This is a genomic window from Streptomyces adustus, assembly GCF_009377175.1.
Classification (GTDB): Bacteria; Actinomycetota; Actinomycetes; order Streptomycetales; family Streptomycetaceae; genus Streptomyces; species Streptomyces adustus.
In genome coordinates this window covers 1-18,537 of sequence record NZ_VJZD01000192.1, presented here as the reverse complement: position 1 = coordinate 18,537, position 18,537 = coordinate 1, and the positions used below count along the sequence as shown (strand labels likewise).

15 protein-coding genes and 2 riboswitches are annotated in these 18,537 nt (G+C 70.3%); of the genes, 6 read left to right on the top strand and 9 right to left on the bottom strand.

From position 1 onward, the window contains the following. Positions 1–78: 78 nt before the first annotated feature. From FNH09_RS33780 to FNH09_RS33745, 8 genes are all read right to left on the bottom strand, one after another. Positions 79–1,311: an ABC transporter ATP-binding protein gene (locus FNH09_RS33780; RefSeq protein WP_338017768.1), complete on the bottom strand. Its 1,233-nt coding sequence runs from the start codon at positions 1,309–1,311 to the stop codon at positions 79–81. A gap of 23 nt (positions 1,312–1,334) precedes the next feature. Continuing rightward, positions 1,335–2,432: an ABC transporter ATP-binding protein gene (locus FNH09_RS33775; protein WP_152893709.1), complete on the bottom strand. Its 1,098-nt coding sequence runs from the start codon at positions 2,430–2,432 to the stop codon at positions 1,335–1,337. Next, the gene (locus FNH09_RS33770; protein ID WP_162469498.1) at positions 2,429–3,427 is read right to left on the bottom strand and encodes an ABC transporter permease subunit; all 999 of its coding nucleotides are present in this window, start codon (positions 3,425–3,427) and stop codon (positions 2,429–2,431) included. Before FNH09_RS33770 ends, FNH09_RS33775 begins: the two co-directional genes overlap by 4 nt. A gap of 110 nt (positions 3,428–3,537) precedes the next feature. Continuing rightward, on the bottom strand, positions 3,538–5,337 hold the full coding sequence (locus FNH09_RS33765; RefSeq protein WP_162469497.1) for an ABC transporter substrate-binding protein: 1,800 nt from the start codon (positions 5,335–5,337) through the stop codon (positions 3,538–3,540). Between the two features lie 68 nt (positions 5,338–5,405). After that, entirely contained in the window at positions 5,406–6,413 is a 1,008-nt protein-coding gene (locus FNH09_RS33760) for an ABC transporter permease (protein WP_152893707.1), read from the bottom strand. Between the two features lie 321 nt (positions 6,414–6,734). Next, positions 6,735–7,523: an enhanced serine sensitivity protein SseB C-terminal domain-containing protein gene (locus FNH09_RS33755; protein WP_162469496.1), complete on the bottom strand. Its 789-nt coding sequence runs from the start codon at positions 7,521–7,523 to the stop codon at positions 6,735–6,737. Positions 7,524–7,670: 147 nt separating this feature from the next. Then, a complete protein-coding gene (locus tag FNH09_RS33750) occupies positions 7,671–8,474 on the bottom strand; it encodes an enhanced serine sensitivity protein SseB (protein WP_152893706.1) in 804 nt (267 codons plus the stop codon). A 482-nt stretch (positions 8,475–8,956) separates the two neighbouring features. After that, on the bottom strand, positions 8,957–9,625 hold the full coding sequence (locus FNH09_RS33745) for an AAA family ATPase (RefSeq protein WP_162469495.1): 669 nt from the start codon (positions 9,623–9,625) through the stop codon (positions 8,957–8,959). A gap of 211 nt (positions 9,626–9,836) precedes the next feature. After that, a riboswitch (glycine riboswitch) is annotated at positions 9,837–9,937 on the top strand. Further along, positions 9,938–10,045, top strand: a riboswitch (glycine riboswitch). 74 nt (positions 10,046–10,119) lie between these two features. Here FNH09_RS33745 and gcvT point away from each other — a divergent pair. The 4 genes from gcvT to FNH09_RS33725 all read left to right on the top strand — a co-directional run bounded on the left by gcvT (position 10,120) and on the right by FNH09_RS33725 (position 14,456). Continuing rightward, entirely contained in the window at positions 10,120–11,238 is a 1,119-nt protein-coding gene (gene gcvT / locus FNH09_RS33740; protein WP_152893705.1) for a glycine cleavage system aminomethyltransferase GcvT, read from the top strand. Positions 11,239–11,346: 108 nt separating this feature from the next. After that, complete coding sequence (gene gcvH / locus FNH09_RS33735) at positions 11,347–11,724, top strand: glycine cleavage system protein GcvH (protein WP_152893704.1); 378 nt, start codon at positions 11,347–11,349, stop codon at positions 11,722–11,724. 14 nt (positions 11,725–11,738) lie between these two features. Further along, positions 11,739–13,001: a serine hydroxymethyltransferase gene (glyA, locus tag FNH09_RS33730; protein WP_152893703.1), complete on the top strand. Its 1,263-nt coding sequence runs from the start codon at positions 11,739–11,741 to the stop codon at positions 12,999–13,001. 87 nt (positions 13,002–13,088) lie between these two features. After that, positions 13,089–14,456 (top strand): L-serine ammonia-lyase, encoded by a 1,368-nt coding sequence (locus FNH09_RS33725; protein ID WP_162469494.1) that lies wholly within the window; start codon positions 13,089–13,091, stop codon positions 14,454–14,456. On the opposite strand, the gene FNH09_RS33720 is transcribed toward FNH09_RS33725, so the two are convergent. Continuing rightward, positions 14,443–16,548 carry an acyltransferase family protein gene (locus tag FNH09_RS33720; protein WP_338017767.1) on the bottom strand — a complete coding sequence of 702 codons (2,106 nt, stop codon included), beginning with the start codon at positions 16,546–16,548 and terminating at the stop codon, positions 14,443–14,445. The two genes, FNH09_RS33725 and FNH09_RS33720, sit on opposite strands and share 14 nt — an antisense overlap. Before the next feature lie 207 nt (positions 16,549–16,755). Between FNH09_RS33720 and FNH09_RS33715 the strand changes: the two genes are divergently transcribed. Both FNH09_RS33715 and FNH09_RS33710 read left to right on the top strand, forming a co-directional pair. After that, a complete protein-coding gene (locus FNH09_RS33715) occupies positions 16,756–17,787 on the top strand; it encodes a phosphatidylinositol-specific phospholipase C domain-containing protein (RefSeq protein ID WP_202919807.1) in 1,032 nt (343 codons plus the stop codon). A 93-nt stretch (positions 17,788–17,880) separates the two neighbouring features. After that, complete coding sequence (locus tag FNH09_RS33710) at positions 17,881–18,507, top strand: glycoside hydrolase family 25 protein (protein ID WP_152893701.1); 627 nt, start codon at positions 17,881–17,883, stop codon at positions 18,505–18,507. Positions 18,508–18,537: the final 30 nt, after the last annotated feature.

Sequence of the window (18,537 nt, the reverse complement as noted above, 5' to 3'; positions counted from 1 at the left end):
GGGTACGGGGAAACGGGGGAAAACCGAAAGGGGCCCTTCCTGCTGCGCGCGCAGCAGGAAAGGCCCCTCGAGGATGTGTCAGTCCTGGGCGCCCTTGGGCGCCTCGGACTCGCCGGCCTCGTCGGCCGGGGCCTCGGACTCCGAGGCAGCCGTCTCGGCCACCTCGGCAGCCACCGCCGCCGACGTCTCCGCCGACTCGGCGAGGACCTCGTCGGCCACCAGCTCGGCCGCCGCCTTGGCGACGGTCAGCAGCACGGTGTCCTGCGGTGCCTGGTCCTCGAAGTTCTCCGGGTGGTGGCAGGCGACCTGCTGGCCGGGCTTGAGCTCGACGAGCTTCGGCTCGGTGGTCTTGCAGATCTGCGTCGCCTTCCAGCACCGGGTGTGGAACCGGCAGCCGGTCGGCGGCGAGATCGGCGAGGGCACGTCGCCCTGGAGCAGGATGCGCTCCGACTTGGCCGACTTGCGCGCCGGGTCCGGGATCGGCACGGCCGACATGAGCGCCTTGGTGTACGGGTGCATCGGCGCCTTGTACAGCGCGTCGCGGTCCGCCAGTTCGACGATCTTGCCGAGGTACATCACCGCGATCCGGTCCGAGACGTGCCGGACGACCGAGAGGTCGTGCGCGATGATCACGTACGTCAGGCCCAGTTCCTGCTGGAGGTCGTCCAGCAGGTTGACGACCTGCGCCTGGATCGACACGTCGAGCGCGGAGACCGGCTCGTCGGCCACGACCAGCTTCGGCTTGAGCGCGAGCGCGCGGGCGATGCCGATGCGCTGGCGCTGGCCGCCGGAGAACTCGTGCGGGTAGCGGTTGTAGTGCTCGGGGTTGAGACCCACGACCGACAGCAGCCGCTGCACTTCCTTCTTGATGCCGCCCTCGGGCTCGACGCCCTGGAGCTTGAAGGGAGCGCCGACGATCGTGCCGATGGTGTGACGCGGGTTCAGCGACGAGTACGGGTCCTGGAAGATCATCTGCACATCGCGGCGCAGCGGGCGCATCCCGCCGACACCGAGGTGCGTGATGTCCTTGCCCTCGAACTCGATCTTGCCGGCGGTCGGCTCCAGCAGCCGGGTGATCAGCCGGCCCATCGTCGACTTGCCGCAGCCGGACTCGCCCACCACGCCGAGCGTCTCACCGGCGCGGACCTCGAAGTCGAGGCCGTCGACCGCGTGGACCGCACCGACCTGCCGCTGGAGCAGGCCCTTCTTGATCGGGAAGTGCTTCTGGAGCCCGCTCACCTTCAGCAGGACCTCGCGGTCGCCGGACTTGCCGGCGGCCTCGCCGCCTGTGCTCTGCGCGGGAATCGTCACCGCTGCGTCCTTCGGATTCTCGCTCACAGCTTCGGCGCAATCTCTTCGATCCAGATCCGCTCCCGCTGCTCCTGGGACATGTGGCAGGCGGCCCAGTGCTGGCCGCCGACCTCGGTCAGCTCGGGGCGGACCGTGCGGGTGACGTTGTCCTTGGGGACGTCCGCGTACGGGCAGCGCGGGTTGAAGGCGCAGCCGGACGGGATGTTGATCAGGGAGGGCGGGGAGCCCTTGACCGGGATGAGGCGCTCCTGCTGGTCACGGTCGAGACGCGGCATCGAGCCGAGCAGACCCCAGGTGTAGGGGTGGCGGGGCTCGTAGAACACCTTCTCGGCCGGACCGCGCTCGACGCAGCGGCCGCCGTACATCACCAGGAGGTCGTCGGCCAGCTCGGCGACGACGCCCAGGTCGTGGGTGATGACGATGACCGCGGAGCCGAACTCCTTCTGGAGGTCACGGATGAGGTCGAGGATCTGCGCCTGGACGGTCACGTCCAGGGCGGTCGTCGGCTCGTCCGCGATCAGCAGCTCGGGGTTGTTGACCAGCGACATCGCGATCATCGCGCGCTGACGCATACCGCCGGAGAACTCGTGCGGGTAGCTGTCGACACGCTTGTCCGGCTGGGGGATGCCCACCCGGTCGAGCATCTCGACGGCCCGGCGCTTGGCGGTCTTCTTGTCCACCTTGTGGTGGGTGCGGTACGCCTCCACGATCTGCTGACCGATCGTGTAGTACGGGTGCAGCGCGGACAGCGGGTCCTGGAAGATCATCGCCATCTGCCGGCCACGCAGCTTGCGCACGTGGTCGGGGTCGGCGGACAGCAGCTCCGTGCCGTCCAGCCAGATCTCGCCGGAGATCTGCGCCTTGCGCTTGCCGTACTGGCCCGCGGTGTGCAGACCCATGATGCCGAGCGAGGTGACCGACTTGCCGGAGCCCGACTCGCCCACGATGCCGAGCGTCTTGCCCTTCTCCAGCTTGAAGCTGAGTCCGTCGACGGACTTGACCAGACCGTCGTCGGTCGGGAAGTGCACCTTCAGGTCGCGCACTTCGAGGAAGGAACTCGGAGCGGGCGAGGCGGGCGTGGGCTCGCCCACGGCCGCTCCGCTCTTGCTGAGTTCGGTCATGAAAGCCTCACTCGAGGGTCGATCACGGCATACAGGACGTCCACCAGCAGGTTGGCGATCAGCACAGCCAGCGAGGTGACCAGGGTGACGCCCAGGATGATGGGCAGGTCCTGGTTCTTGATGCCGTTGAGCACCGCCTGGCCGAGGCCGGGCAGGCTGAACGTGGTCTCGGTCAGGATCGCGCCGCCGATGAGGGCGCCGAGGTCCATGCCGAGCATGGTCAGGATGGGGGTCATCGTCGAGCGCATGGCGTGCTTGCCGATGACGGTGCCCTCACGCAGGCCCTTGGCGCGGGCGGTGCGGATGTAGTCCTCGCCGAGGATCTCCAGCATGGTGGCGCGGGTGATCCGGGCGTACATCGCCGCGTAGAGGAAGGCGAGGGTGATCCAGGGCAGGATCATGCCGCCGAACCAGCCGGTGAAGCTCTGGTCGAGCGGTACGTACTCGCCGTCGAACCACTTCAGTCCGAAGACGAAGACGGCCAGGGCGAGCATGCCCGTGAAGTAGATGGGGAGGGAGACACCCGCGAGGGCGACGACCATCGCGCCGCGGTCCCACAGGGTTCCCCGCTTGAGCGCGGAGAGGACACCCGCCGAGACACCGAGGACCAGCCACAGGACGGCGGCACCGAGCGCGAGACCCAGGGTCACCGGGAAGCGGTCGGTGAGCACCGGCCAGACGGCCTGCTCGCTGCGGAAGGAGTAGCCGAAGCACGGGGCGGCGCAGTGGGTGACATCGCCGCCGGCCGCGTAGGTGCGACCGGTGAAGATGCCCTTGAAGAACTCCCAGACCTGAAGGTAGATCGGGTCGTCCAGGCCCAGCTTCACCCGCACGGCTTCGACGGCCGCGGGGTCCGCCTGCTTGCCCACGAAGCTCGTGGCGACGTCGACGCCTGCCCACTTGGGGACAAGGAAGAAGATGCCGAAGACCACCATGATGATGACCACGAGCATCACTGCGGCGGCGAAGAGCCGCCTGATGAGGTAAGCGAGCACAGCTCTCGGCCCGCTGCGGACCGCGGGCCACCGGAGGTCGTCCGGTGGCCCGCGATCACGCCGCGCCGGCCTTCACCTGCCTTTCGTGCCGTTCGGCGGGTGTGCCGGGTTTACTTCGTGGACTTCAGGCCGAGGTTGACGAAGTCGTACATACCGCTGTAACCGTCGGTGGTGTACACGTTCGCCAGGTTGCTACCGCGCCAGTTGATGAACTTCTCGAACACGAAGGGCAGGTAGTACGCGCCCTCCATGACCTTGTGGTTGATCTCGGTCGAGATCTTGGTCTTGCCGGCGTCGTCCAGCGTCGTGACGTACTGGTCGAACAGGCCGTCGATGGCCTTGTCCTTGATCAGCGCGTAGTTCGAGTTACCGCTGTCGAGGATGTACTTGCTGTCCCACAGCGGCAGACCGAAGCCCTGGACGGACGGGAAGTCGGGACCCCAGCCCATGATGATGATGCCGTAGCCCTTCTTGGCCACGTTGGCGGGGCTACCGATGATACCGGTGGTCTGCGAGCCGTCGTACTGGTCGATCTCGGCGGTGATGCCGATCTTCTTCAGCGACGCCTGGAGCGACTGGGCGGTGGCCACCTCGACCGGCTTGTTGTTGCGGACCGCGATGGTGGTGGAGAAGCCGTTCGGCTTGCCGCAGGCCTTCAGGGCCTCCTTGGCCTTGGCCTCGTTGCCGCTCTTGTTCGCACCGTTGAGCTCGTACGGGTCGTAGCTCTGGCCCTCGGCGCCCGCGACGGACGGCGGGAGCATGTTGGTGCCGATGTCGCCACCGGCGACCGGGCCACCACGGGCGGTCTGCAGCGAGACGTGGTCCGCGCCGTAGATGACGGCCTTGCGGCACTCGATGTTGTCGAACGGCTTCACGCTCTGCGGGAAGACCGCGTAACGGACGTAGCCGGAGACCGGGTTGTCCAGGTTGTCCTTGTGCTGCTTCAGGGCGGTGGTGCGGCCCTGCGGCGACATGCCGGTCTGGTTGATGTCCAGGTCCAGGTCACCGCTGATCAGACGCTGGTCCAGGTCGTTGGCGTTCGAGAAGAACTTGACCGAGATCTTGTCCGGGTAGGCCTTGCGGATCGGGTCCGAGGCCTGGTCCCAGGAGGTGTTGCGGACCAGGGTCAGGTCCTTGCCCGGGGCGTAGGACTCGAACTTGTACGGGCCCGAGGAGAACGGGTGCAGGCCGTACTTGGACTTGGTGTCCATGTCCTGGCGGACCGGCGAGGCCGAGACCAGGGCCAGCATCTCCTCGAAGTCCGAGTTCGCCTCGGGCAGGTGGAAGACGATGGTCTTGTCGTCCGGCGTGTCGATCGCCTTCAGACCGAGCTTGTCCTTGGACGTGTCCTTGTAGGGGCCCTGGTAGGCACCCTTCGGGTCCAGAACGTCCTTCAGGTACACCGGGCCGCCGGACAGCACGTCCTGCGCCCACACGCGCTCGATGCCGTACTTGACGTCCTTGGAGGTGATCGCCTTGCCGTCCTCCCACTTCACGCCGTCACGCAGCGTGTAAGTGTAGGTCTTGCCGGCGTCGGTGACCTTGGCGAGACCCGTGGCGAGGTCCGGGGTGACCTCGGCGCCGGCCTTGCCGGGCTCGGTCTTGCCGGTGACGAGCTGACGGCTGTAGTAGCGCGCGAAGTTCCACATGAAGCCGTAGTAGCCACGCGTGGTGTCCCACGAGTCGGCGTCCTGGGCGCCACCGAACTTCAGCGTGCCACCCTTCTTGGCCAGCGAGGCCTGGGCGACCTTGTTGTTCGCGGCATCGAAGCCGGCGGCGCCGTTCTTGGAACCACCGTTGTCGTCGGTGCCGCCACCGCCGCCGCACGCCGCCGTGGTCAGCAGCGCGGCGACCGCGGCAGCAGCGGCCAGCGCCTGCTTACGCCGCCCTGAGGTGCGTTGGGTAGTCACGATCTCGGATCCTCCGGATTTGATGAGAGACCCCGTGTGAGGCCACGGGACGCTTGGGGTACGGCAGTTCAGCGGGAGGCCTTCGGGTCCAGCGCGTCACGCACGCCGTCGCCGAAGAGGTTGAAGGCCAGAACGGTGATGAAGATCGCTACGCCGGGCACGACCATGTACATGGGGTCCGAGTCGTAGTAGTCGATCGCGTTCGACAGCATCTGGCCCCAGGAGGCCGTGGGCGGCTTCACGCCCACGCCCAGGAAGCTGAGTGCGGCCTCGGTGAGGATGTTCGTGGGGATCATCATCGTCGTGTACACGATGATCGGCGCGACCAGGTTGGGCAGCAGTTCCTTGAACAGGATGTAGAGCTGACCGGCGCCCAGCGAGCGGGCGGCCTCGACGTACTCGCGCTCACGCAGCGAGAGGGTCTGGCCGCGCACCACGCGGCCGATGTAGGGCCAGCCGAAGAAGCCGATGACCAGGATCATCACGAAGACGCGGACGCCGGTGCCGTGCAGCCCCAGCATGTCGTTCGGCATGACCGAGACCAGGGCGATGATGAAGAGCAGCTGCGGGAAGGCCAGCAGACCGTCCATGACCCGGCTGATGAGCGAGTCGACCCAGCCGCCGAAGAAACCGGCGAGGATGCCGAGGACGGTGCCGAGGACGACGGCCACGACGGCCGACAGGAAGCCCACCAGGAGCGAGATCTGGGCGCCGTAGAGGATGCGGGCGAAGATGTCGCGGCCGTTGACCGGCTCGACGCCCAGCAGGTGGTCGCCGCTCATGCCGCCGAGGGAGCCGGTGGGCGTGCCGAACAGCGGGTCGATCAGGTTCTCGTGGTACGCGTCGGGGTCCTGCCCGACCAGGCTCGTGATCACCGGCGCGAGCAGGGCTATCGCGATGAGTACGAGCACCACGACGCCGCCCGTCAGGGCGAGCTTGTCCCGCTTGAGGCGCTCCCAGGCGATCCGGCCCAGGGAACGACCCTGTACGGCCTTGGCGTCGGCGGTGACAACCGCCGCTTCTTCGGCCGCGCTCGGGGCCGCATCCGCGGTCGGCTCGTGCAATGGTGCCGTCATCTGGCAGGGACCCCTCTCAACCGGCGGTAGCCGGCCCACACTTGCCGCGGTAGCGGCGTGATCAGTCCGTCGTACACAGGGGCGAAAGACCCCTGGTCTGGGAGTCTTCAATGCCTGGGCGATCGGTCGCCAGACTTGGCGGCTAATGGATGCGTAAACGTGATGCCACCAAGAGGGTTCCGTTATCCGGACACTGGGTAACGGGGGTCGGACGCGGACGAGTTCGGAAAATTAGGACACTTCGTACTTTTTCGTCCTGATCTACGCGCGCAGACGCAGTCGTGCTGCCGCGCGCCACCGCGACCTTGAGATGATGGACCGTCAGTAGCGGCCGGGTGTGGGCGGGTAGCCGTACCCGCCCGCCGGCGCCTGCACATGGGCCTCACGGTCGTAGAACGGGCGCGCGCCCGCCCGCATCCACATCACGACCGGGTCGTGCTCGTCGGACATCGCCACCGTGGACACCGGCAGCCCGTCCGGCACCGCGCCGATGGACTGCTGCATCATCGCGCGCACCGAGTCGACGGCCGGCGGCGAGGTGTCGTACACGTCGAGACCGATGACGAGGTACGGCGCGCCCAGCGTCGGCTGCACCCAGGCGCGGCGCAGCGCGCGCACCGCCGGGGTGCGATGGGCGTTCTGCGCGAGCAGGGCGTAGAACTGGGGGATCTCGATGCCCGGCTCCGACAGCCGCAGCGGGCCGGCCGGCTGGCGCTCCAGACCCGTGGCGATCCGCCGCAGGTCGAGCCAGGGGATGCCGAGCCCGCCGCCGGGGGCGTGCGGGTTCAGCCAGAGGCCGAAGTGGTCGGGGTAGAGGGTGCGGGCCACGTCGAGGCCGTCCACGACCTCGTACGAACGGTTCCAGCCGCTGGCCGAGAGCTCCTGGGCGGAGGTGACGCACGGCGCGTAGCCGTAGCCGTCGACCTCCATGTTCCCGTACTGGGCGTCGGGCGACCCGGCCTGGCCGTGCCACAGCAGCATCCAGACCTGGCCGGAGGACGGGGTCGCGAGCGTGCGCAGCAGCGCCTCGTAGGCGTCGTAACGCCCGGGCGTCACCTGGCGCAGCATGTGCTCGACCTGCCCGGTCGCGGCAGTGCCGCTCGCGCTCACCCTTTACCGCCCCTTCGAGAAACGTGGCCTTGGATATGAAACCACCTTAGGCGGCGGAGTCGGCAACAGCCGCCCAGGAGTTCGGAGGTTGTTGCCGAGGGACCGGGACGGCCCGGGGAGACCCCCGGCCGGTGTCCGCGTCCGCCGTCAGTTGCCGCGCTGGTAGAACGGGCGCACCCGCTCGCGCATCCACTCGGTCACCGGGTCCTCGACCACGTCGAGCAGGACGAGGTTGACCGGCCACCGGACGGCGGCCCGGGCCAGCGCCCGGCCGAGCGCGTCCATCGGCAGGACCCGCAGGTCGCCCTCCCACCGGGACAGTTCGACCCCGACGAACAGCACCGGGTCGCCGGTCTCGACCTCGGCCAGACAGCGACGGGCCGTCAGGACGACCCCGGTCTCCGCGAACTCGGCCGAGGCCGCGGCGAGGAAGTCCACCGGATCGTCCTGCCAGTCCGGCTCGAACAGCCGCACCCGGCCGCCGCTCGCGAACCCGTCCAGCGGGGTCCGCCCGCTGCGGCACAGTTCCGCCACGGCCGGCGGCGGCAGCGGGACGCCCACCACGCCGTCGGGGTTCACGAGGAGGCCGACCTGCGGCGGCAGACCGCGGGCGAACTCCACGGCGGGCGCGACGGTGTACGACATGTGGGTGCCGACCACCTGACGGAACTGCTCCTCGGAGCTGAAGACCGGCACGTACACCTGGCCCTCGATCTCCAGCGTGGGCAGGTCGAGGGGGCCGCTGTGCGGGCCGCCGCCGTTGGGCAGCGGCACCCAGACGAAGCTGCGGCCGAGGACCTCGACGATCCGGCCGCCGGCCGTCGGGACGCCGAGGGAGGCGGAGAGCACCTCCTCCAGTTCGTTGCCGGGCCATCCGCCGTGCGGATGGGGGTGCGCCTGTGCGGGGAAGCCCGCGGGAAGGTCCGCGGGAAGGTCCGCCGGGAAGTCCATCTCTCTACCGCCTGCTGGGAACCGCTGCTGTGGCTGAAAGGCTAACCGGTGAGGACCCGCACGGGCTCGCCCCCGGTACGGATCGGCCCCGGGGCGGACCGCTCCCGGGGCGGATCGACCGCGAGACGGACCGCCCCCGAGGCCGGACCCACCCCGAGACGGACCGCCCCCGAGGCCAGACCCACCGTGGGACACGCCGCCCCGAGGCCGGACCCACCCCGCGACAGACCGCCCCGAGCCCAGACCCACCGCGGGACACGCCGCAGCGAGGCCGGCCCCACCGCGGGACAGACCGCCCCGAGGCCGGACCCACCGTGGGACAGACCGGCCGCAGGACGAATCGCCCTGGGCCGGATCGGCAGCGGTCCGGCCTGCCCGACGACAGGTCGGCCCGGGCCGGCCCGGCGGCGGGACAGACCGGCGGCGGGACGGCCCGGTGGCAGGACATGCCGGCGGCGGGATCGGTCGGAGGGCGGCAGCGGTCACGGGGTGAAGTCGATCCGGCGCAGGACGTCCGCCGCGTCCCGGTCCAGCAGGACCGCCGAGGCGCAGCCCCGGGGCAGTTCGCCCCGCTCCACGGCGCGCAGCAGCCGGGCGGCCGCGCGGCGGTGGCGCAGGAAGGCGTAGCGCGACACGGCGCGGCCCCGGTCGCGCTGGCCGGCCAGCGCGGCGGACGGGGTGACGTCGAGCAGCAGCAGGTGCAGGGCGCCGCCCCGGCGACGGGCCGCGCGGGCCAGCCAGTCGCGCACCCAGGCCTGGGTGCCGCAGTCGTGCACGACGACTCCCCCGCCCGCGCGCAGGGCCCTGCGCAGTCCGGCGTAGTGGGCGAGGCGCACGAGCGGTCGGTAGACGGCGTACGGCAGGAAGCGCGGCGCCCGGTCGTCCCAGCGGTCGCGGGTGTCCTGGGAGTCGACGCCGACCCCCCGTACCGCCCGCCGCATCAAGGTGGACTTGCCGCTGCCGGGCAGGCCGGTGACCACGACCAGGTCGTGGGGGCCGAAGACCAGACCGTGCGGGCTGTGCCCGGAGCGCTCACGCAGATCGCGGACGACCGGTGCGGGCCGCGGGGCGCGCGTCTCGACCGCCGGGGCGGCGGTCTGCTCGGGCAGTGCGGCGGCCGAGCCGGCCACGTACGCCGTGATCCTGTTCACCGTGTTCGTCCTCCCCTGGGTTCAGGTAAGTCCTTTCCCCGCTGAGCGTAAAGAGAAGGTAATGCGCGGGCTTCGGGATTTCGTGCCCGTTCCGCCACAGGCCGGTGACAGCCGCCTCCCCGGCGGGGCCGCCCCCCGGGGAGGTGAGGCGGGCCTGCCCCGGCGCGACGAGGCGTGCAATGATGTGCCCGCCAACTGCATACCGGCCGTTTGAATCCGCGCGGGAGAGTTCCCGGCAGCCGTGCTGCCCGGGGCGCCGAAGGAGCAAGTCCCTCCCTTGAATCTCTCAGGCACCGTTACCGCGTGGGCGAGGCACATCTGAAAAGCGGACCGCTGCGACAGCGGTCCCACCCAAGGTGCAAGTCGTGTCCCCCGGTGGTCACGACGAACCTCTCAGGTTCCGATGACAGATGGGGAGGAACGACCTCGCCCTTCCCCGTGCTCGGATTCGCTCCCGCGCGGGGGGACCCATCGCCCTGGGAGACGACCGTCCGATGAGCAGTACGACACCCCGTCACACCGCGCTCGACGCCCTGCACCGTTCGCTCGGCGCGACCATGACCGACTTCGCCGGCTGGGACATGCCCCTGCGCTACGGCTCCGAGCGCGACGAGCACACCGCGGTGCGTACGAGGGCCGGTCTGTTCGACCTCTCGCACATGGGTGAGATCACGGTGACCGGCCCGCAGGCCGCGGCTCTGCTGAACCACGCCCTGGTCGGCAACATCGCCTCCGTCGGTGTCGGCCGCGCCCGCTACACCATGATCTGCCAGGCCGACGGCGGCATCCTGGACGACCTGATCGTCTACCGGCTGGCCGAGACCGAGTACATGGTCGTCGCCAACGCCTCCAACGCGCAGGTCGTGCTCGACGCCCTGGTGGAGCGGGCGGCCGGCTTCGACGCCGAGGTCCGCGACGACCGCGACGCCTACGCGCTGATCGCCGTGCAGGGCCCGGAGTCCCCCGGCATCCTCAAGTCCCTCACCGACGCCGACCTCGACGGCCTGAAGTACTACGCGGGCCTGCCCGGCACCGTCGCGGGCGTCCCCGCCCTCATCGCGCGCACCGGCTACACCGGCGAGGACGGCTTCGAGCTGTTCGTGGCCCCGGCCGACGCGGAGCGGCTGTGGCAGGCGCTGACCGAGGCGGGCGCGCCCGTCGGGCTGGTCCCCTGCGGTCTGTCCTGCCGGGACACGCTGCGCCTGGAGGCGGGCATGCCGCTGTACGGGCACGAGCTGACCACCTCCCTGACGCCCTTCGACGCCGGGCTCGGCCGGGTCGTGAAGTTCGAGAAGGAGGGCGACTTCGTGGGCCGCGAGGCGCTGACCGAGGCGGCCGCCCGCGCCCAGGACAACCCGCCGCGCGTCCTGGTCGGCCTGGTCGCCGAGGGCCGCCGCATCCCGCGTGCCGGGTTCCCGGTCGTCGCCGGCGGCGAGGTGATCGGCGAGGTCACCTCGGGCGCCCCGTCCCCCACCCTGGGCAAGCCGATCGCCATGGCGTACGTCGACGCGGCGCACGCGGTGCCGGGCGCGCCGGGCGTCGGCGTGGACATCCGAGGCACTCACGAGCCCTACGAGGTCGTGGCACTGCCGTTCTACAAGCGTCAGAAGTAGACACTGGGCGCGGTCCGCATGTGACACCGCGCACTTTCCGCTGCTCACCGGCGGTTCCCGTTGTCCCTCTTTCAGCAGCACTTCCCCGCGTACAGGAGAATTCAGGCCATGAGCAACCCCCAGCAGCTGCGCTACAGCAAGGAGCACGAGTGGCTGTCGGGCGCCGAGGACGGCGTCTCGACGGTCGGCATCACGGAGCACGCGGCCAACGCGCTCGGCGATGTCGTCTTCGTACAGCTCCCGGAGGTCGGTGACACGGTGGCCGCGGGCGAGACCTGCGGCGAGCTGGAGTCGACCAAGTCGGTCAGCGACCTGTACTCCCCGGTCGACGGCGAGATCACCGAGATCAACGAGGACGTGGTGAACGACCCGTCGCTGGTGAACTCGGCCCCCTTCGAGGGCGGCTGGCTGTTCAAGGTGCGCGTCACGGGCGAGCCGGCCGACCTGCTCTCCGCCGACGAGTACACCGCCTTTTCCGCCGGCTGAGGAGTCACGGACACATGTCGCTTCTGAACACGCCCCTGCACGAGCTCGACCCGGACATCGCCGCCGCGGTCGACGCCGAGCTGCGCCGCCAGCAGTCCACCCTGGAGATGATCGCCTCCGAGAACTTCGCGCCGGTCGCGGTGATGGAGGCCCAGGGCTCGGTCCTGACCAACAAGTACGCCGAGGGCTACCCGGGCCGCCGCTACTACGGCGGCTGCGAGCACGTCGACGTGGCCGAGCAGATCGCCATCGACCGGGTCAAGGACCTGTTCGGCGCCGAGTACGCCAACGTGCAGCCCCACTCGGGCGCCTCCGCCAACCAGGCCGCGCTGTTCGCGCTGGCCAAGCCCGGGGACACCATCCTCGGCCTGGACCTGGCGCACGGCGGCCACCTGACCCACGGGATGCGGCTGAACTTCTCCGGCAAGCAGTTCGACGTGGTCGCGTACCACGTCGACGAGGCCGGCCTGGTCGACATGGCCGAGGTCGAGCGCCTCGCCAAGGAGCACCGCCCCAAGGTGATCATCGCGGGCTGGTCGGCGTACCCGCGGCAGCTGGACTTCGCCGAGTTCCGCCGGATCGCGGACGAGGTCGAGGCCTACCTGTGGGTCGACATGGCGCACTTCGCGGGCCTGGTCGCGGCGGGTCTGCACCCGAACCCGGTCCCGTTCGCGGACGTGGTCACCTCCACCACGCACAAGACCCTCGGCGGCCCCCGCGGCGGCATCATCCTGGCGAAGAAGGAGTTCGCGAAGAAGCTGAACTCCTCGGTCTTCCCGGGCTTCCAGGGCGGTCCGCTGGAGCACGTGATCGCCGCCAAGGCGGTCTCCTTCAAGGTCGCCGCGAGCGAGGACTTCAAGGAGCGCCAGCAGCGTACGGTGGACGGCGCGCGGATCCTCGCCGAGCGGCTCACCGCGCCGGACGCCCGCGCGGCCGGCGTGAACGTCCTGTCCGGCGGTACGGACGTCCACCTGATCCTGGTCGACCTGCGCGAGTCCGAGCTGGACGGCCAGCAGGCCGAGGACCGGCTGCACGAGGTCGGCATCACGGTCAACCGGAACGCGGTCCCCAACGACCCGCGGCCGCCGATGGTGACGTCGGGCCTGCGCATCGGCACGCCCGCCCTCGCCACCCGCGGCTTCACGGCCGAGGACTTCACCGAGGTCGCGGACGTGATCGCCGAGACGCTCAAGCCGTCGTACGACGCCGCGTCGCTGAAGGCCCGGGTCGAGGCCCTGGCCGCCAAGCACCCGCTGTACCCCGCCCTGGGGAAGTAGTACCGCAATACGGGGCACCGCGCGCACACTGAAGAAGGTGAGCGCGGTGCCCCACCCCTTGTTCCACCCCCGTTCTGAGGAGTCACCGTGGCCGTCTCGGTCTTCGACCTGTTCTCGATCGGCATCGGCCCGTCCAGCTCCCACACGGTCGGCCCGATGCGCGCGGCGGGCATGTTCGCCCGCAGGCTGCGCGGCGACGGCCTGCTGGGCTCCGTCGCGTCCGTACGCGCCGAGCTGTACGGCTCGCTCGGCGCCACCGGCCACGGCCACGGCACCCCGAAGGCGGTGCTGCTCGGCCTGGAGGGCGACTCGCCGCGCACCGTGGACGTGGAGCGGGCCGACGCACGGGTGGAGGAGATCAAGGAGGCGGGACGGATCCGGCTGCTCGGTGAGCACGAGATCCCGTTCTCCTTCGACGACGACCTGATCCTGCACCGCCGCGAGACCCTCGCGTACCACGCGAACGGCATGACGCTGTGGGCGTACGACGCCACGGGCGCCGAGCTGCTGACCAAGACGTACTACTCGGTCGGCGGCGGCTTCGTCGTCGACGAGGAGGCGGTGGGCGCGGACCGCATCAAGCTCGACGACACGGTCCTGAAGTACCCCTTCCGTACCGGCGACGAGCTGCTGCGGCTGACGAGGGAGACCGGGCTGTCGATCTCCTCCCTGATGCTGGAGAACGAGCGTGCCTGGCGCACGGAGGAGGAGATCCGGGCCGGGCTGCTGGAGATCTGGCGGACGATGCAGGCGTGCGTGTCGCGCGGCATGTCCCGCGAGGGCATCCTGCCGGGCGGTCTGCGGGTGCGCCGCCGGGCCGCGATGACGGCGCGTCAGCTGCGGGCGGCGGGCGACCCGTTGGCCCACTCCATGGAGTGGATCACGCTGTACGCGATGGCGGTGAACGAGGAGAACGCGGCCGGCGGGCGGGTGGTCACCGCCCCGACGAACGGCGCGGCCGGCATCATCCCCGCGGTACTGCACTACTACATCAACTTCGTCCCGGGCGCGGACGAGGACGGCGTGGTCCGCTTCCTGCTCGCCGCCGGTGCCATCGGCATGCTGTTCAAGGAGAACGCCTCCATCTCGGGCGCCGAGGTCGGCTGCCAGGGCGAGGTCGGCTCGGCCTGTTCCATGGCGGCGGGCGCGCTGGCGGAGGTGTTCGGCGGCTCCCCCGAGCAGGTGGAGAACGCCGCCGAGATCGGCATGGAGCACAACCTCGGTCTGACCTGCGACCCGGTCGGCGGTCTCGTCCAGATCCCGTGCATCGAGCGCAACGGCATGGCCGCGGTGAAGGCGGTCACGGCCGCCCGGATGGCGATGCGCGGCGACGGCTCGCACCTGGTGTCCCTGGACAAGGTCATCAAGACCATGAAGGAGACCGGCGCCGACATGAGCGTCAAGTACAAGGAGACGGCCCGCGGCGGGCTCGCGGTGAACATCATCGAGTGCTAGGGCGCGCCCCGGGGGCCAGGGTCAGCCGGGTGTCGAGGACGGGGGCCAGGGCCTCGGCGCAGGCCTCCGCCAGGTGGCTGTCGTCGCGGTAGACGAGCGTGTTGCCCACCAGGACCGGGCAGGTGCCGGCCGGGGTGCACAGCCAGGGCACGGGGTCGATCAGCGTGGCGTGGGCCGACCTGGCCGCGTCCATGACCGCCTGCCGCCGGGACGGGTCGCGGATCGCCTCGGGGAGCCGGTTCGCGCACCGGTCCAGGCGCAGCGGGTAGCCGGCCGCGCAGTCGACCGCGTCCGTCCTCGGCCAAGGCGTGTCGAGCAGTACGGCGACCTTGGCCCCGGACGCCGCGAGCGCGTCGAAGGTCGTACGGAAGCCGTCGCTCCACTGGCGGACCGGGTCGGCCGCCGGCCGGACGGGGGTGCCCGCCTCCGAGGACGAGACGAGTACCAGTGCGGGCCGCAGGGCCCTGATCCTGGCGATCGCCCGGTCGCGCCAGACGTCGCAGGAGCTGTACGGCCGGCCGTCGTGGACGATGGTCACCTCGGCGGCCTTGCACGACGACTTCGTCAGCGTCACCAGCTTCCAGCGGTGGGTGCGCGCGAGCCGGTCCAGCGCCGGGAACCACTGGGCCGCGTGGGAGTCGCCGAAGAGCACGACGACCCGGGCCGAGGTGCGGTCCCCGTACACGCACGCCGGGATCCGGGTGCTGTTGTAGCCGACATGGCAGCCGTCCCGGTAGAGCGCGGACCTCGTCCCCTTGATGTCGGTCAGGGCGGGCCTGAGGTTGCTGGGCAGGCTCGTGCCGGACGTCCCGAGCAGCTGCCGCAGCCGCAGTGCCGGGTCCGCCGCGGCCGCGATCTCGTACCGGGTGTCGACCGCGTCCCGGCCGGAGTCGATCGGCGGCGGGAACAGGGACGCCGTCAGGGCGAGCACCGCGGCGCCCGCCGACAGCCCGCCGCCGAGCGCCAGCGCGCGGCCCGGCCGGCCCCGCAGCGCCGGGTGGAACCGTACGGGGTTCTCCACCAGGCGCAGGGTCGCCCAGGCCAGGGGCAGCGCGAGCAGACAGAGCACCAGCGCCCACGCGCCGTCCAGGGGGCGGCCGAGGGCCGCGGGCACGATGACCAGCGCCGGCCAGTGCCACAGGTACCAGCCGTACGACAGCCCGCCGAGCCGGACCAGGGGCCGGGCGGCCAGCAGCAGCCGGGCGTCGCCGCGCGCGGGTGCGCAGCCGCCGGCCAGGACGAGCCCGGCCCCCAGCACCGGCAGCAGCGCGTGATACCCGGGGAAGGGGGTGGCGGTGTCGTAGCGGACGGCCGCCAGGACGACACAGGCCAGCCCGGCCCAGGTCAGGGGCGCGGCGACCGCGGCGGGCAGTCGCGTGAGCCGCTCGGCGGCCAGGGCGAGCAGGGCGCCGGCGCCGAGCTCCCAGAAGCGGGTGTGCGAACCGAAGTACGCCCAGGGCGGCGAGGACGCCGTCACCTCGACGCTCAGCCAGAAGGAGACGAGGCAGCAGATCACGAGCGGCAGGGCGAGTCGGCCGCCGCGGCGGGCCCAGCCCCAGCTGAGCAGGAGCAGCAGCGGCCAGAGCAGATAGAACTGCTCCTCGACGGCCAGCGACCAGAAGTGCTGGAACGGTGAGGGGGGACTTCCCTCGGCGAGGTAGTCCGTGCCGCCGACGGCCAGCCGGATGTTGACCACGTACAGCGCGCCGGCCACCGCATCACCGGCGTACTCCTCGAAGCGGACCTTCGACAGGAACAGCCAGGAGCCGATCAGGGTGGCGAGGACGACGAGGGTCGAGGCGGGGAGCAGCCGCAGGGCCCGGCGGGCATAGAACTTCCTGATCGATATTGCACCCGTGGTCGACAATTCGCGTAACAACAAAGAAGTGATGAGGAAACCCGAGATGACGAAAAAGACGTCGACGCCGACATAACCGCCGCCGAACCCCCTTGCGCCGGCGTGGGAGAGGACGACGAGGGACACCGCCACGGCGCGTAGTCCCTGGATGTCGAGCCGCACCGGCTGTGGTGTCCGGGAGGTCTCCTCGATCGCGGGTCCGGTTCCCCGGGCCTCACGGAATGGCGTCTTCACTTTGTTTCCCTGCGTCCGGCCGACGGAATTCGACGCTGCAACAGACCATCGAATTGCGTCGACGGTTGCACACGGCCCTATTTCGCCGTCCCCCGCGCCGCCCCCACCCCGCACGGATGTGAGCGGAGTTCCGCCGGAGGCTACCGCGCAGTAACCCCGCCCCCCTAGGCTGCCGTCAACTCCACGACGACCAAGGGGACTTGACACATGCGCACGGTGAGACGAGTGGCCGCACTGCTGGGCGCGGCGGCGATGCTGACGGTGATCCCGGCCCATGCCGAGGCCGCCTCGGCGACCCTCTCGGGGACCACGGTGATCGGCACGCACAACGCCTACGAGAAGGACAAGTACACGTACTTCGCGCAGGCGTTGGACTCGGGGGCCTCGCTCCTCGAACTCGACGTCTACACCGACCCGCTGAGCAAGCGGTGGCGGGTCAGCCACAGCAATCCGTTCGGCAACGACAACAACTGCGAGAAGGCCACCAGCCCCGGCCAGTTGTACGGGCAGAGCCGCAATCAGGATCTCGGCAGCTGCCTCGACAACATCGCGGCCTGGCACCAACTGCACCCGGACCACCGCCCGATCATCTTCAAGGTGGAGATGAAGAACGGATTCAACAACACCATCGGTCTCGGCCCGGACGAATTCGACACCCTGGTCGCACAGAAGCTGGGCAGCATGGTCTACAAGCCGTCGGACCTGCTGGGCGGGACGTACCCGACGGCGGACGCGGCCGCGAAGGCCGACGCGTGGCCCTCCCGGGACGCCCTGAAGGGCAAGGTGCTCTTCGAGCTGATCCCGGGCACCGTGGAGCAGGCGAACCCCTTCGACCACTACTGGACCGACCAGGAGTACGGCGACCACCTGCGCGACCTCGCCGCGGCCGGCACCCTCTCCGAGGCGCAGGCCTTCCCCGCGGTGCTCGGCGCGGCGAACGGCGACCCGCGCACCAGCCGCTACGACGCCTCCATCCGGCCCTGGTTCGTGTTCTTCGACGGTGACGCGGCGACCTACGTGAACAACGCCTACGACACCTCGTTCTACTCGGCGAACCACTACGTCCTGATCATGACGGACGCGGCCGGGGTGTCACCGGCCATCTCGTCGACCGCGCCCACGGACACGGAGGTGGCGGCTCGGCTGTCGCTGCTCGCCGCCGACCACGCGAGCGTCATCACCTCGGACTGGTCGACGAAGTCGGCCGCGGTGCTGGGCTCGGTGGCCGACCGGGGCTGAGCCCCGGCCGCGGGAGGGATCGACCATGCCGAAATGGGGCATACATGAACTTCAACTCCTGTATCCCCACCAGCAGTCAAGGGAGTCCCTCACATGCTGCGCGGCATCGACGTGAGTGCGTACCAGCCCTCCTCGTACGACACGGACGGCCTCTCCTTCGTCTTCGTCAAGGCGTCGGAGGGCCGTTCCTACGTCAACCCCAAGCTCACCGCCCAGACCGAGTGCGGCCGCGACGCCGGGCTGGTCGTCGGCTTCTACCACTTCCTCTGGCCCGGCGACATCACCGCCCAGGCGGCCTGGTTCGTGGCCAGGGCCCCGGAGCGGGCGGGTGACATCCTCGCCGTCGACTGGGAGACGACCGGCGACGGCACCCACGCGAGCAACGCGGAGAAGGACCGGTTCATCCGCCGGGTGAAGCAGCTGCGGCCGGAGCACCGGGTCGTCCTGTACTGCAACCGGAACTTCTGGCTGAACATCGACACCACTTCGTACGCCGGTGACGGCCTGTGGATAGCGGACTACGTGACCGCCGGCAAGCCGCGGATCAAGGCGAAGTGGCTCTTCCACCAGTACACGGACGACCCGCACGACCGGGACGTGGCGGACTTCGCCGACCGGGGCGAGCTGTCGCTGCTCGCCGCCGACCACGCGAGCGTCATCACCTCGGACTGGTCGACGAAGTCGGCCGCGGTGCTGGGCTCGGTGGCCGACCGGGGCTGAGCCCCGGCCGCGGGAGGGATCGACCATGCC

Coding starts and splice junctions, on each gene's coding strand:
- FNH09_RS33775 (WP_152893709.1), bottom strand. CDS start 2,432: ATGACCGAACTCAGCAAGAGCGGAGCGGCCGTGGGCGAGCCCACGCCC.
- FNH09_RS33760 (WP_152893707.1), bottom strand. CDS start 6,413: ATGACGGCACCATTGCACGAGCCGACCGCGGATGCGGCCCCGAGCGCG.
- FNH09_RS33750 (WP_152893706.1), bottom strand. CDS start 8,474: ATGGACTTCCCGGCGGACCTTCCCGCGGACCTTCCCGCGGGCTTCCCC.
- gcvT (WP_152893705.1), top strand. CDS start 10,120: ATGAGCAGTACGACACCCCGTCACACCGCGCTCGACGCCCTGCACCGT.
- gcvH (WP_152893704.1), top strand. CDS start 11,347: ATGAGCAACCCCCAGCAGCTGCGCTACAGCAAGGAGCACGAGTGGCTG.
- glyA (WP_152893703.1), top strand. CDS start 11,739: ATGTCGCTTCTGAACACGCCCCTGCACGAGCTCGACCCGGACATCGCC.
- FNH09_RS33715 (WP_202919807.1), top strand. CDS start 16,756: ATGCGCACGGTGAGACGAGTGGCCGCACTGCTGGGCGCGGCGGCGATG.
- FNH09_RS33710 (WP_152893701.1), top strand. CDS start 17,881: ATGCTGCGCGGCATCGACGTGAGTGCGTACCAGCCCTCCTCGTACGAC.